Annotated in this window: 5 protein-coding genes; 2 read left to right on the top strand and 3 right to left on the bottom strand. The window is 63.0% G+C overall.

The window, feature by feature from the left end; genetic code table 11:
• Nucleotides 1–11 precede the first annotated feature (11 nt).
• The 3 genes from AD663_RS15995 to AD663_RS15985 are packed head-to-tail and all read right to left on the bottom strand — an operon-like array spanning nucleotide 12 to nucleotide 13,055.
• A complete protein-coding gene (locus AD663_RS15995) occupies nucleotides 12–3,122 on the bottom strand; it encodes an amino acid adenylation domain-containing protein (protein WP_053214121.1) in 3,111 nt (1,036 codons plus the stop codon).
• A gap of 8 nt (nucleotides 3,123–3,130) precedes the next feature.
• Nucleotides 3,131–12,067 carry a non-ribosomal peptide synthetase gene (locus AD663_RS15990; protein WP_053214120.1) on the bottom strand — a complete coding sequence of 2,979 codons (8,937 nt, stop codon included), beginning with the start codon at nucleotides 12,065–12,067 and terminating at the stop codon, nucleotides 3,131–3,133.
• A 1-nt stretch (nucleotide 12,068) separates the two neighbouring features.
• A complete protein-coding gene (locus tag AD663_RS15985; protein ID WP_053214119.1) occupies nucleotides 12,069–13,055 on the bottom strand; it encodes a TauD/TfdA family dioxygenase in 987 nt (328 codons plus the stop codon).
• Nucleotides 13,056–13,256: 201 nt separating this feature from the next.
• Between AD663_RS15985 and AD663_RS15980 the strand changes: the two genes are divergently transcribed.
• Together AD663_RS15980 and AD663_RS15975 are read left to right on the top strand one after the other, a co-directional pair.
• Nucleotides 13,257–13,472: an MbtH family NRPS accessory protein gene (locus AD663_RS15980; protein WP_003182643.1), complete on the top strand. Its 216-nt coding sequence runs from the start codon at nucleotides 13,257–13,259 to the stop codon at nucleotides 13,470–13,472.
• 23 nt (nucleotides 13,473–13,495) lie between these two features.
• Entirely contained in the window at nucleotides 13,496–14,896 is a 1,401-nt protein-coding gene (locus AD663_RS15975; protein WP_053214118.1) for a diaminobutyrate--2-oxoglutarate transaminase, read from the top strand.
• The last annotated feature ends 16 nt before the right edge of the window (nucleotides 14,897–14,912 follow it).

Below are 14,912 nucleotides of genomic sequence, written 5' to 3'. Positions count from 1 at the left end.
TCCTGGAGGCGTCAGACAGAAGGGCTGGAGGCTTTGGCGCGGGCCTGCAAGGCAGCGCGCTCCTCGGGCGACATCGCGGCCAGCGTGCGACGCAGCTCGGCAATTTTCACCAGTCTTCCCGGCTGGTTTTCCTGGTCGCGCAACGCTTGGGCCAGCGTCTCGACGCTCGGGTTGTCGAACACCAGCCCCGGCGGTACTTCCAGCTGCAACAGGCTGCGCAGGCGCGTGCAGAGTTTGATGACCATCAGCGAATGGCCGCCCAGATCGAACAGACTGTCGGTGATGCTCAGGCTGTCGCGTTCCAGCAGTTCCCGGTAAAGGTCTGTCAGCAGGGCTTCGAGCGCATCCCGTGGCGCCAGCGCCACCCGATGCTCCGCCAGGCTGTCGGGGCTGGGCAGCGCGGCGTAGTCGATCTTGCCGTTGGCCAGGCGCGGCAGTGCCGGTACGCGCAGCAGTTGCGAAGGGATCAGGTAATCGGGTAGCGAGGTACGCAACTCGGCGAGCAAGTCAGCGCTTTCGCGGTGGCTGACGGCGTAGGCGAACAGCTGGCCAGCGGTGAAATGCACCACCGCCTGGTTGACGCCGGCCAGCTTCAAGAGCGCCGCCTCCAACTCCCCGGGCTCGACGCGAAAGCCGCGAATCTTGATCTGCTGGTCGCTACGTCCGGCCAGGTGCAGGCGCCCGTGGGGTGACAACCGTGCCAGGTCTCCCGTGCGATAAAGGCGTTGGCCCGGCTTGAAGGGGTCGTCGATAAACGCGTCTGACGCTCGGTTCAGATAACCCCGACTGACTTGCGAGCCCCCCAGGTACACCTCGCCCAAGGCGCCCAACGGTGCTGGTTGCAGGCCGGACGGGGTTTGCTCCAGGACATAGGCGCAAGTGTTGGCCAATGCCTGTTCCAGGGCCAGCGGCGCGGCGCTGTCGAACGCCTGGCTGAGGCTGAACAGCACGCCCACGGTGGTTTCGGTCGGACCATAGTGATTGTGTACCCGACTATGTGGGGCTACTTGCTGGATGCGTTGGCGCAATGCCCCCGGGCACGGTTCGCCGCCCAGTATCACAACATCCGGCAAGGCACTGGCGTGGTCTTCGAGCAGTGCCGCCAGATGCGACGGAACGATCTTCAGGCAGTCGATCCGTTGATCGCGAACAAACCGTGCGAATGCGCTGGCATCGCGGCTGGCTTCGTCACTGGCCAGCACCATGCACGCACCCTTCCACAGCGCTCCGTACAGCGTGGTATTGCCTAGGTCTGCGGCCACCGAGGAAATCAGCGCGAAGCGTTTGCAATGGGCCAGGTCCAGTGCTTCGCTGACCGCGGCGACGTAATTGAGCAAATGACCGTGTTCAATGACGACGCCTTTGGGTTCACCGCTGGTGCCAGAGGTGTAGAGCAGGTAAGCCGCGTCGTTGAGCGCGATACTGTCGATCGAAGGCAAGGCGACCACCGCCGAGTTTTGCAGCTCGGCAATGCTCACGTCCTGGGCTGAACCAATGAGCAGCTGTGGCTGCGCATCGGCGAGGATTTTTTCCTGGCGAGCGGCCGGCCAGGACGGGTCCAGAGGGATGTAGGCGGCACCGGCGCGCAGCACCGCGAACAGACCCAGCAGCAGGTCTGCCGAGCGGGGCAGCAGCAAAGCCACTTTCGATTCACGGCCAACGCCTCGGGCGCACAAGGCCCCGGCCAACTGTTCGACCTGTTCGTGCAGCTGGCGATAGCTCAAGGTGTGGTCGCCGACCTGCAAGGCCGGCGCATCCGGCGTGGTATGCGCCCAGTGATGCAGCCGCTGAGGCAAGGCCTGTGAACCGAAGTCCCGGCGAGGGCCGCACAGTTGTAATTGGCGGGCCTGATGCTCGGCGTTGCTCAATGGCAGCTCGATCAGGGCGCGACTGTCGGGCCCTACGGGCAGGCTTTGCAGCAGGCAGGCGTATTGGTCCAGCAGGCATTGCAGCACTTCGTCGTCATAGTGCGCCCCCGGTGCCTGGATGCTGATGGTCAGCCCGGGACCGTGCTCATCCAGCACGACTTGCAGGGCCAGCTCGAAGCATGGGGCGACACCCGGCAGCGTATCAACGTGCCAGCGCAGGCCAGCGATGTCGACGTCCTGGCAATGGCGGGCCAGGTTGAAACCGATTTTGCGATAAAGGGTGTGGGTCGTGTCGGCGACGTTCCAGTATTCCTGTTGTTGAACATGTTCGTTGAGTTGACTGGCCAGGCTTTGCAGCCACTGCTCGAACGTGCCGTTCAGGTCCGGGGCGAGCACCAGCGGCAGGATTTTTTCATACACGCCGATTCCGTTGGTCAGGGCCTCGTACTCGACACGGCAATCCTGCTGCCAGCCAGCCGTGTAGACGCGATGCCCGCCCACACGGGCTAACAGCAACCACCACGCCGCTTGCAGCACGGTCCCCAGCGGTTGCTGGCACCGGTCGGCAAGTTGCTGTAGCGCCTGATGCAACTCGACGGGCAGGCGTTGGGAGACCGACGACAGGCCACGCTGCCCCATCGGTTCGTGATGCGATCCCAGCTGCATTGGCGGGGTGTCCGCAAGCGCCAGCGCGGCCCAGTAGGCGCGACCGTCGAGGGCTTCGTCATCCGCATCAAGGTCGTTGCGCCATTCCACGTACTGCGAATACTGGAATGCTTCCTCCAGTACGGCTGCGGGGCGCGCATAGAGTTCGGTCAATTCACTGAACAGGTTCTGCAGGCTGAGCCGGTCACCGGCACACGCCGCGACCAGCAGATCGAGGCGCCACTGGGCCGGTGCCAGTTGACGCAAGACGCCTCGAACCAGACAGCCGGTTTCGATGGCAAACGGCGCTTGCAACAGCGCAGCACTTTGCTGCTCGGCATCGGACACGCCGGCCTCCAGCACATGCCATTGCAGCGTTGGCGCCACGACATGCTGGCGCAGGCTTCGATACAAATTCGAGGGGCGTAGCGCCGTGTGCAGGCTGGTATGACGTTCGATCACCTTCAGCAATGCTTCATGCAGTTGCCCGGGGTGCAGCGCGCCCTCAAGGGTCATGCCCAAATGCACGAACGGGCGGCCGCTTTGCAGGGCGACGGACTGCTCCGCACTGAGGGGCAGGTCGTGATGCGTTTTCAGGTTATGGCTCATGGTGGGGGTCAATCCTGCAGTTCCATTGCGTTGTTGTGACCGGCCAGGCGGGCCGGCTCATGCAGATCGCCCATGGCGACGACAATTTTTCGCGGGCCCTCGAAGGGATCACGGGCGTGGGCGGCCAGCAAGTTATCGAGCATGATCACATCGCCCTGTTGCCAGTCGAAACGCACCGCGCAGGCTTCGTAGAGACGACCTATCAGCGCCATCGTTTCAGGGTCGATGGGGCTGCCATCACCGAAATACACTTGGCGCGGCATACGTTCCGGGCCGACCATTCGCAGCAAGTCTTCGCGTACCTGAGGGTCCAGGCAAAAGGTGTGGTGCAATTGAATCTGGTTGAAGAAGCTGCGCTCGCCGCTCAAGGGGTGACGGATCACAGCCGGGCAACGGGTACGGGTTTGCAGCTCATCATTGGCCAACCAGCTGAACTCGGTGCCGCTGGCCCGGCACAGGGCCTCGACCTCGTCGCGGTTCTCGGTCTTGAAAAACGCTCGCCAGCTGACATCGAGGCGCTCGGTGAACGTGCGCACGTAAAGCAGCCCTTTGCTTTCGAACCTTTCGGCCAGTGCGGTCGGCAAGCGGCGATACAGTTCGCGGCAGTCGACGATAGGCGTCGCGCCCCCTACAGGCGAAGGCTGTTCACAAAAAAACCATTGTTTGCGCGGAGAGCGGGGCAAATGCGAGCTCTCGTTATGGAACAGGATCATCTCCCGCTCCGGATAAGGCGTGGACCGGTAGATATTGCGTCCGCCTTCCTTCTTCGGCAGGTCGCCATAGCCGCCGAACAGGCCAGGGTGGATGGCCTCGGCGAACGCTTCGAAGGCCTTGGCGTCGTCCAGGGCAAAGCCGCGAAACAGGAGCCCGGCGTGCTTGCACAGCAGGGTGTCGATGAGGTCCCGCGAGCCTTGTGCCCATCCCACCGGATCCAGGTCGGGTACGCAGGGTTCGATCATGAAGGGAAATTCCTGTCCCGGCAGTAATGGCGCGGTGCGGATCAGCGGCTTGGGCGCCGCCGTGGCGCGGGTCGGCATTTTTTTCAGTTTGTCGAGCTTGCTCGACGGCACGGGCGAATGAGCCAAGGCGGACGACTCCACAGAGGGCAATGTGAGGGTGAAATGAGCAAGCGCGGCGTGGGGTTGCTCGACGACCTGTTGCAGCAGGCTCAGCCAGGCGCTGATCAAGGCCTCGATACGTTCGCCCTTGAACAGTGCGCGGGCGTAGACCCAATCACCGCGCATGACATCGCCCTGGCGCTCGAGGAACAACGCCATGTCGAACTTGCTGGTGCGCTCCGCCGGTGGCTGCACGCGCACCTCCAGACCGGGAATGGCAAAGTCGGCCGGGGGCGTGTTCTGCAGGACGAACAAGGCTTGCACCAACGGGTTACGGCTGCGTTCGCGAGGCACTTGCAAGGCTTCGACAATACGGTCGAACGGCAGCGCCTGATGTTCGAAGGCTTGCAGGCAGGTATCCCGGGTACGGGCCAGGAAATCCCTGAAGCGCTGGTCACCGGTTCGACGCGAGCGCAGCGGCAGGACATTGACGAAGAAGCCGATCAGACCTTCCAGGTTGGCGTTGTCGCGACCGGCGACGTCGGTGCCCAGCAACAACTCATCATTGCCCGTCACCTGATGCAGCAGCATTTCGAAAGTGCTGAGCAGCACCATATACAGGGTGACCCCTTCGACCAGTGCCAGTGCCTCGAGGCGTGCCAGCAGCGGCGCGGGTATTTCCAGGGCCTTGGCGGCGCCCCGCGCATCGGCTTGGGCCGGGCGCGGCCAATCGGTCGGCAGCGCGAGGACCTGTGGCGCTCCGCGCAATTGCTGCTGCCAGAAGCCCACTGCTTTATCGAGGCCTGGACCTTGCAGGCACTCACGCTGCCAGTGTGCATAGTCGGCGTATTGCACGGGCAACGGCATCAGTTGCGCACGGGTGCCGGTATGGAGCGCGGTATAGACATGGCTCAGTTCATTGATCAGTACGCCGACCGACCAGCCGTCGGCGACCATATGGTGCAAGCTCAGGAATAACAGATGCTGACGCTCGTCGAGCTTGAGTACTCGCGCCCGGATCAAGGGTGCCTGTGCCAGATCGAAGGGAAGGCGCAAGTTGTCCAGGCTCTCCTGATCAGCCACAGCTTGGCGTTGTTCGGCGTCGAGGTGGGAGACATCGCGCAGCGGCAGCTCCATGTCGAGGTGCGCTGCGATCAGCGAAACCGGTTCGCCATTGATGTCCGAGTAGGCGGTGCGCAGGACCTCGTGACGGTTCAACAGCACATTGAACGTGGCGCGCAGGACGCTGATGTCCAGTGAACCTTGCAGGCTGAGGGTGGCGGCCATGTTGTAGGCCGCGGATGGCCCATGCAGGCGATCGATCATCCACAGGCGGTGTTGGCTCAGGGACAGGGACATGTGTTGCTGGCGCTCGATGGGTCGCAGCTCGGGCGCGCTGGCGGTCTTGGCCGGTTGAGTCGAGAGAACGTCCAGGCACTGCGCCTGTTGCCACAGCAGCGGCGCATCGAAAACACTGCGCAGCGCCAGTTCCAGGCCGCAACGTTGGCGAATGCGGGCGATCAGGCGGGTCGCCAGGAGTGAATGCCCACCGGCTTCAAAGAAGTGACTGTTGCGTCCCAGCGCCTGGGGCGGCAGCAATGTCGCCCATAGCTCGGCCAGCAAGTGTTCGTTGGCGCTGCGCGGAGGATCGATCTCGGCGTTGTGCAGCGTGGGGGCCGGCAAGGCCTTGCGATCGATTTTGCCGTTGGCGTTCTGTGGCCAGCTGTCCATCTGCACCCACAGGGAGGGCACCATGTAAGCGGGTAAACCCTCCAGGACGAACTGCGTCAGCGCGGCATCGGTGAGTGCGTGTCCGTGACGACCCTGCCAGTAGCCCACCAGCATCTCGCTGCTGCCCAGCCGTTGCAGGCTGACCATGGCGCGAAGGATGTCCGGGTGACGTTCCAGATGCGCTTCGATTTCCCCAGGTTCGATGCGGAAGCCGCGCAGCTTGAGCTGGAAATCCTTGCGTCCGAAATACTGCAACACGCCGTCATCGCCCCAGCGCGCCAGATCGCCGCTCAGGTAAAGACGACTGCCGGCCTCGCCGAACGGGTTGGGAATGAAGCTGGCGGCGGTGCGCGACGGGTCCGCCAGATAGCCGCGACTGACGCCGATGCCGCCGATGGCCAACTCTCCGACGACGCCGCTGGGCAGTGGTTGCAGGTCGTGGCCCAGAACGTACAGTTCGGCATTGGCCGTGGGCCGGCCGATCGCGACGCTGGTGCCTTGATCGGGTGCGGTGCGCAAGGGCTGGAAGGCCACGTCATCCGAACACTCTGCCGGACCGTAGGCGTTCATCAGGGGAATGTGCGGGTAATGGCTGAACCATTGCTGCGTGGTTGCCACCGGCAGGGCTTCGCCGGTGGGCAGTACCCAGCGCAAATCCGGCAATGGCACCGGTTGGTCGGCCTGGCTTTCCAGCATCGCCTGCAACAACGCCGGGACCGGCTCGAACAGGCTGACCTGGCGCGTACGAAGGACTTGGAGCAATGCCTGGGGATCGCGTACGACGCTGTCGCCGATGATCTCCACGCAAGCGCCGAACAACGGGGCGGTGAGTGCTTGCCAGACAGAAATGTCAAAGCAGGCCGGTGCGGTCTGGGCAATCACATCGTTCTGGTTCAGACCCAGGGGTTCCAGCTTGGCCAGCATGTTGTTGAGCATGCCGGCGCGCGTGACCATCACGCCTTTGGGCTGACCGGTGGAGCCCGAGGTGAACAGCACATAGGCCAGTTGGTCCTGACGTGCCGCTTGGTGCGGCAGACGCCCGAGGCTGCTCATTTCCACCAGGTCGCCTGGCGAGGCGTGCTTGCCTTGGTAGACCGAGATCAGGCGCTCTGCGTAATCGGGGGTGCTGATCACCAAAGGCTGCTGTAGCCGCGCCAGCACCTGCTGCCAGCGTGCCGGCGGCTGGGACGGTTCCAGCGCTAGCCAGGCATAGCCTGCACGCAGGGTCGCGACCATCAGGCACAACCAGTCGAGGCCCCGGTCGGCGAGCAAGGCAATCGGCTGGTCAGGTTGCGCACCCAATGCCTGAAGGCCGCGAGCCAGGACTTCCGAGCGTTGCCAGAGTTGGGCATAGGTCAGGCACTGATCAGCACAACGTGTAACCAAGCGCTCGGGGTGGAGGGCGACTTGCATGGCCACCCGTTGCTCCCAGGTGTCGTCAAGGCTGTAGTCGGCCCGATGGGTTCCCCAGTCAAGCAGGCGGGCACGCTCGTCCGTGGTCAGGATCGACAACTGTTCGAGACGGGTGTCCGGTGCGGTGTCCATGGCGAGCAGGAGCCGACGCAGATCATTGATCAGCCCCTGCAGCGATTCGACCGGCAGGCGTCGGGCGTCGGCGCTGAAAAGCACCTCCAGACGGCGTCCGGGCAAGGCTTCGACCGTGAGGCCGTAGCTGGTCTGTTCAAGGTTATCCATGATCTTGAGCGTCAAATCGCCCGATTGCAGTTGCCGTTCGCCCAGGGCCGGCAGGTTCTGGAACACCAGCAATGTATCGAACAGCCCAGCGCCCCGTGGGTGCTGCTGGAGGATTTCAGCCAGTGGCGTTTGCTCATGCTCGCGCATGGCGACGCTGATCGCCTGGACCTGATGCAGGTAGTCGCCCAAGGTCAACCCGGAGTCGACCTGCAAACGCAGCGGCAGCGTGTTGATGAACACGCCGAGCATCTGCCCGGCGTCCGGCAGGTCGCCCGGCCGTCCGCTGCTGGTGACACCGAACATGACATCCGGCTGGTTGTTATGGCGCGCCAGCAGCAGGCCCCAGGCCGCTTGTATCAGCGTATTGAGGGTGACCCGGTTGTTTTTCCCCAGTGCGTTCAGCCGGGTGGTCTGGGCTTCGTCCAGTTGCAGGCCGGCGGTGTAGTACTGCGCGGTCGCCGCGCTTTCGGCGACGGCCAGGGCGGGCAGAGAGCCGGCACCTTCGAAGCCTGCCAGGCGCTGCTGCCAGTAAGCCTGGCTCTGTGTGTCCGGTTGCGCGGCAAGCCAGTCGATGTAGTCACGATAAGGTGGGCGACGGATGACCGCCAGGCCGTTGTAGCGGGCAAGTATTTCTTCCATCAACATCACCGAACTCCAGCCATCGGCGATCAGGTGATGGCGGCTCCACACCAGCCAGGTGCGGCGTTCGTCGAGCCGGATGAGGGCGATGCGCTGCAAGGGCGGGCGCTGCGGATCGAAGCCCAGGGCACGGTCGGCCTGGCAATAATCGGCCATGGCCTGCTGGCGCTGGGGTTCGTCGAGGGTGCTCCAGTCCAGTTGTCGTACCGGCAAGTGCAGGTCGCGATAAACCCCTTGTAGCGGTTCCTCCAGGCCTTGCCAGAGGATCCCGGTCCGCATCAGCGGATGCGCGGCGAAGGTATCGCGCCATGCCGCCAGGTAGCGCTCGGGGTCCAGCGGGCCTTGCAACTCGGCTTGCAGCTGATTGACATAAACGCCGTTGCCATCTTCCAGCAGGCTATGGAACAGCAACCCTTTTTGCAGCGGCGACAAGGGATAGGCATCTTCCAGCTCGGTCCCGGCCAGGACGTCGAGGGCTTTGCGCTCGACTGGGCTGAGGGCGAATACTGCCGGTGGTTTTTCTGCCGGCACTTGAGGGGCCGCAGCGGCCAATGGCTGTTCGCGGCGACTGAGCAGGCTGGCCAGCGCTTCGATACGTGGGTGGGCGAAAAGCTCTTTCGGGCTGAATCGCAGGCCTTGCTTACGCGCCCTTGCAATCAACTGCAGGGCGATGATCGAGTCTCCACCGACAGCGAAGAAATCATCGTCCCGGCCCAGGTCAGGGCGTTGCAGCACCTCGGTCCAGAGCGCGAGCAATTGCGCTTCCAGGTCCCGGAGTGGCGACTCCAGCGTGGCCGCCAGTCGTGCAATGGTGGGGTGTGCGAAGAAATGTTTCGGGGTGAACTTGAGTTGCGCCTTGCGCGCGCCGGCAATTAATTGCAGCGCCAGGATCGAGTCGCCACCCAAGGCAAAGAAGTCGTCGTGGATCGACAGCGAGGGTTTGCCGAGTACCTCGCACCACAGCGTCATCAGCAGCGCTTCAACCGGATCGCGAGGCGCAACCTCAAGCGTGTCTTGTCGCGGACTCTGTTGTGGCGAGGGCAGGTTGTGTCGGTCGACTTTGCCGTTGGCAAGGCGCGGCAGTTCGCTCAGCTCGACGTACAGGCTCGGCAGCATCGGCTCGGGCAGTTGCTCAGCCAGTTGTCGACGCAGCTGTTCGCGATCCAGCCCGGAGTCCGGCACCAGGTAGGCAATCAGTTTTGTCGCCTCCTGGTCGCCGAGTGTCCGCGCCACGACGACGGCCTCGCGCACGCCGTCACAGGCCTTGAGGCAGGCTTCGATTTCCCCTGGCTCGACGCGAAAACCGCGGATCTTGACTTGATCATCGATGCGGCCAAGAAATTCCACGGCGCCGGAAGGCAGCAGTCGCGCGCGGTCACCGGTGCGATACAGGCGTTCGCCCGCGCCGCTGAACGGGTTGGGGATGAAACGCTGTGCCGTGAGACCTGGCTGCCCCAGGTATCCATCGGCAACGCCAGGGCCACCGATATAGAGCTCGCCGGCGTTGCCCAGTGGCATCGGATGCAGATAGCGATCGAGCACGTGTACATCGACATTGGCCAGTGGCGAGCCAATCGGTGCGAATCCGGAAAGGCTCTCCTCGGCACCTGTCACAGGTTGGGTCAGGCAACCGACGGTGGTTTCGGTGGGGCCGTAATGGTTGATGATCCGGCAGCTTGGCAGCAACGCCTGCAGGCGCTTGACCAGCGTCAGGTCCAGGCCTTCACCGCCCAGCACCAGGCATTGGCGCGGGAGCAGGCGTTCCGGGGCGGCAACCGCGAGCAGGGCGTTGAGGTGCGAAGGCACGATCTTCAGGCAATCGACTGGCGCGGCGGCCAGGCTTTGCGCCAGTTCTTCAGGGTCAGCGGCCAGTTGCTCGTCGATCAGGCGCAGGGTCCGGCCGGTCAGCAACGCGCCAAACCAGGCGGTGTAGCCCAGGTCCGCGGCCACGCTGGCCAAGGCCGTCAGGCTGGCGCCTTCGCTCAGCGCAAGACTGCGCATCACCCCATCGACGTAGTGAATCAGGTTGCCCTGGGTGACGCCCACGGCTTTGGGCGTGCCTGTGGAACCGGAGGTATAGATCAGGTAGGCCAGTTGCCGAGGGTGGGCGGACCGCGGACTTATCGCCGCGCTGCCCGTGCCTTGGGTCAGGCAACGCAGGGTTTGATCAGGGCCGATCAATACGCTGGCGGCGCTGTCATCAAGCAGCTGCTGGCGTCGTGATTCAGGCAGCGCCGGGTCCAGGCATAGATAAGCCGCGCCCAGTTTCCAGCTGGCCAGCATGGCCGTCATCAACGCGCGGCCCCGCGGCAGGGCCAGGGCGACAATCTGGCCAGGGCCTGTCCCGGCGCTACGCAACTGTTGAGCCAGCGCTTGGGCTGCCTGGTCCAGTTGGGCGTAGGTCAGTGAGCCGTTGGCATCGCTCAGGGCGATTCGATCAGGGTGCGTGCGTACCTGATGTTCGAAGGCTTCGACAGCGGTTGCAAAGGCTGGCTGGCTGTTCGGGCCCTGGCAGCTGGACGCAGCGGACGGTGGGCAGGCTGGCAGGTCGCTGACCCGTACGTTGGGAAACTGCTGGGCCTGACCGGCAAACCAGACGAAATCTTCGGCCAGGCGGGCGATACGCCGCGCATCGAACAGGTCAGTGCGAAAACGCCATTGCGCGAGCAATTGGACGCCATCGTCCTGCCAGCGCAGATTGAGGTCGTTGGCCGCGCCGCGTTGGGTGAACAGGTGTTCTTGCACGCTGTATTCACCGAACTGATCATCGCGGCGGCTGGGCATGTAGGTCAGCATGCAGCGAAACAACGGGCCGTTGCCGAGATGTTCCTGCATGCGCACCGATGGATAGCGGCGATGACGCAAGCCTTCACGCATTTGTTGCGCGACGTCGCGCAAGCAATCGGCCAGGGTCGGGTTGTGCTCGAAGCGCGCGCGTAGCGGCAGGCTATTGAGGGTAAACCCCATCAGGTTCTTGTATTTGGCTTTGTGTCGATCCATGGTCGGCGTGCCGATCAGGAAGTCGTCTTGATCGCTGCAGCGATGCAGGAACACCTGGAACAGCCCCGCCAGCAGCACAAACAGGCTGACGTCATGGGCGTCGGCCATCGTTCGCAAATGGCTGCTCTGGCGCTCATCGAGCAGGTATTCGAATTCGTCACCTTCGTAGTTGGGCGTGCGTGAGCGAGGGCGGTCCGGTGTCAGTTCCAGGGCTGAGGGCGCCCCGCTGAGCTGCCCTTGCCAGTAACTGGCCAGGGCGGCGATTTTGCTCTCTTCGAGCATCCCTCGGTGGTCGTTCAACCACTCGAAATACAGGCCTGGTTCTGGCAGGGTCAGCGGTTCGCCTGTGGTTTGGGCATGGTAGGCGGCGAAGGTCAGCTTGAGCATCCATTCAACGCTGAGGAAGTCGCCGCTGATGTGGTGCGCCGCCATGCATAAATAAAGTCGTCCCTGATTGCGCAGCAAGCGCAGGCGACAGATGTCTGCCGAGGCGAGATCGAACGGCTGGTCGGCATGCTGTTCGATCCACGCCTTGACCCCCGCCGTGTCGAGGTCGTCGAGGCACTCCCAGGTTGCGTTGACCCTGATCTGCTCGGGGCGCGACATCCACAGTTGCCCCTCGACTTCCCGATAGCCGCAATGCAGCGTTTCGCAGTGTTCGACGATGCGCGCGAAGGCTGCGCACAGCGCTGCGGCGTCCAGGTCTGCTCGCAGCTCGCGCGCGGCAACCATGTTGTAGGCATGACTGCTCGGGTTGAGCTGGTGAAACTGCCATAGGGCCTGTTGGCCGGGGCTGGCCGGCTGCAAGAGGGTGGACGTCATGTCAGTTTTGCTCCTGGGCAGGTTCGGCCATGGCGACGATCACTTGTCGGGGCCCTTTGAAGCTGGCGCGCCCATGGGCAACCAGCATGTTGTCGAGCATCAGTACGTCGCCTTTTTCCCAGGGGAAATAAACGCTGTTCTCGGCCAGCACCCCGCGAATGTCCTCCAGGGCGCTTTCTTCCAGCTCGCTGCCGTCGCCGTAATAGACATTACGGGGCAGATCGAGCGGATCATCATCGACCACCGCCATGAGGCTTTCACGGATCGCCGGGGCAAGATTGGACACGTGGAACAGGTGCGCCTGGTTGAACCAGACCCATGCCTGGGTTCTAGGATGACGGACAACGGCCTGGCAGATCTGGCGGGTGCGCAATTCGCCGTCGTCCTTCCATTCGAACGCAATGCGATTGGCCCGGCAGTAGGCTTCAGCCACTGCGCGGTCCTCGGTGTTAAAGGCCTGTTCCCAGGACAGATCCAGGCCGTTGCCATAATTGCGCACGTACATCAGCCGCTTATCGGAGAAGCGCTGACGCAAGGCGGGATCGAGCTGCTGAAAGATGCGACGACTGTCGGCGATGGGCGTTTCGCCACCTTCGACACTCGGCTGGACGCAGTGGAACCAGATCTTCATGGGCCATTGCAGGGTGTAGGACTGCTCGTTGTGCAGGGGAATGGTTTGATGGGCGGGGTATTCGGTCGACGTGTAGACGCCTGGCTCAATCGCTTTGCGCGGGGTCGAGCCAAACTCGTACGTGAGCAACTCATGGCCGAAACCGCGGACAAGCGCCTGGAAGGCATGTTCCCCGAGCACATCGAACCCGCGCAGAAGCAGGGCGCCGGCCTCGTGCAAGTGGTCCTCGACCAGCCCGTGGAGCTCGCTCAGGCACGGACGTGTGCGGTCAAGCGGCTCAACCAGCAATGGCAACGTTTTGTGCACCAGAAGTGGGCGCACGGATAACCCTGATGAATGCCCGACGTCCCGTCCCATCTATCGTTCCCTCATTTTTTGGTCATGTGTCGAAACGCCACTTTGTAGTGCGTTTATTGGAGGCGAGAAATACTATCCGATACTCAATGCAGGTGTTAATAATATTTATTAACATTCGCATTATTGGTTTTTGGCTGCCAGAATCATCGCTCTCGCAGGCCTCAGGCTTTATTGGATAACGCTCGTACAAGGAAATGAAAAATGAGTTGGGATAACCCTGAAAGCGCTTTTGTCGTGGTGGTCAATCACGAGGAACAGTATTCGATCTGGCCGGATTACAAGGCGTTGCCCGAGGGCTGGCGTGCGGCCGGCCACCAGGGAAACAAGGCCCAGTGCCTGGCCTGGATCGAGGAGCAGTGGACGGACATGCGCCCACTCAGTTTGCGTACGGCCCTGCAAGCCGCCCCACAGCGCTGACGCTCGCCTATAAGGACATTCGCATGGAAAGTCTTCATCGCTGGACCGAGTCCGGTTCGATTTTCACCCTCGAGCATTTCCGTCAGCAGCCACCGCGTGAATTCACGCCGGACGACTTGCTTGAACGCCAGGCCGCACGCGAATCCAATGCGCGCTCTTATCCACGACGTATTCCTTTGGCCCTCAAGGAGGCCCATGGGCTCTACGTGCAGGACACGCGCGGCCAGGTGTTCATGGATTGTCTGGCCGGTGCCGGGACACTGGCGCTCGGTCACAACCATCCGGTGACCATCGACGCGATGCGAGCGACACTCGATTCCGGCTTGCCCTTGCACACACTCGACCTGACCACCCCGGTCAAGGATGCGTTTGTCGAGGCGCTGTTCGCGGCATTGCCGCCGGCATTCGCAGCGCAAGCGCGCATCCAATTCTGTGGGCCGACAGGGGCGGACGGGATTGAAGCGGCCCTCAAGCTCGCGAAGATCGCGACGGGTCGCAAAGGTATCTTCAGTTTTTCCGGTGGTTATCACGGCATGACCCTGGGCGCCTTGAGCTTGATGGGCAACCTGGGGCCCAAGCAATTGCCCGGCTCGCTGATGGCGGACGTGCAGGTGTTGCCGTATCCCTATGATTACCGCTGCCCATTCGGTATCGGCGGCGAGGCGGGGATCGATGCGGGGCTGAGCTACATCGAGCAATTATTGACGGACCCCGAGTCAGGAGTCCTTCCACCCGCCGCGGTGGTGGTTGAGGTGGTGCAGGGGGAAGGCGGCGTGATTCCCGCGCCGGCGCGCTGGCTTCAGGGGTTGCGTAAACTGACTCGGCAGCACGGTGTCGCGTTGATTGTCGATGAGGTCCAGACCGGATTAGGCCGTACCGGACGGATGTTCGCGTTTGAACACGCGGGAATCGAGCCCGATATCCTGGTCCTTTCCAAAGCCATCGGCGGTGGTCTTCCTCTGGCGGTCATGGTTTACCGCGAAGCCTTGGACCTCTGGAAACCTGGGGCCCATGCCGGTACTTTCCGGGGCAACCAGATGGCCATGGCTGCGGGCACCGCGACGTTGCGCTACCTCCAGGAACAAGGCCTGGCGACCCACGCCGAGGTCATGGGCGAGCGCTTGATGACTCAACTTCGGCAGCTGCAACGCGACTACCCGTGCATCGGGCAGGTTCGCGGACGTGGCCTGATGGTGGGCGTCGAAATCGTCTCGACGGCGACCGAGGGCGCACGTGTCGCACCGGCCAACGGCGTCATGGCGAAGGCCATCCAACACCAATGTCTGCGAGAGGGCGTCATTATTGAGCTGGGTGGGCGTCATGGGGCTGTCGTGCGGTTCCTGCCGCCGTTGACGATCCAGGCGGCGGAGATCGATCTGCTGGTGGAGAAGTTCCAGATCGCGTTGGATCATGCGCTGAGTTGATGAGCGCTGGGTCGGA

Origin of the sequence: Pseudomonas sp. Q12-87 (genome assembly GCF_001269755.1) — a bacterium.
In the GTDB taxonomy this organism is placed as follows: domain Bacteria; phylum Pseudomonadota; class Gammaproteobacteria; order Pseudomonadales; family Pseudomonadaceae; genus Aquipseudomonas; species Aquipseudomonas fluorescens_S.
This window is presented reverse-complemented; position numbering and strand designations above follow the sequence as displayed.

Excerpts from the sequence above, each read along its gene's own strand:
- AD663_RS15985 (WP_053214119.1), bottom strand. The coding sequence starts at position 13,055 with ATGGGACGGGACGTCGGGCATTCATCAGGGTTATCCGTGCGCCCACTT.
- AD663_RS15975 (WP_053214118.1), top strand. The coding sequence starts at position 13,496 with ATGGAAAGTCTTCATCGCTGGACCGAGTCCGGTTCGATTTTCACCCTC.
- AD663_RS15980 (WP_003182643.1), top strand. The coding sequence starts at position 13,257 with ATGAGTTGGGATAACCCTGAAAGCGCTTTTGTCGTGGTGGTCAATCAC.
- AD663_RS15990 (WP_053214120.1), bottom strand. The coding sequence starts at position 12,067 with ATGACGTCCACCCTCTTGCAGCCGGCCAGCCCCGGCCAACAGGCCCTA.
- AD663_RS15995 (WP_053214121.1), bottom strand. The coding sequence starts at position 3,122 with ATGAGCCATAACCTGAAAACGCATCACGACCTGCCCCTCAGTGCGGAG.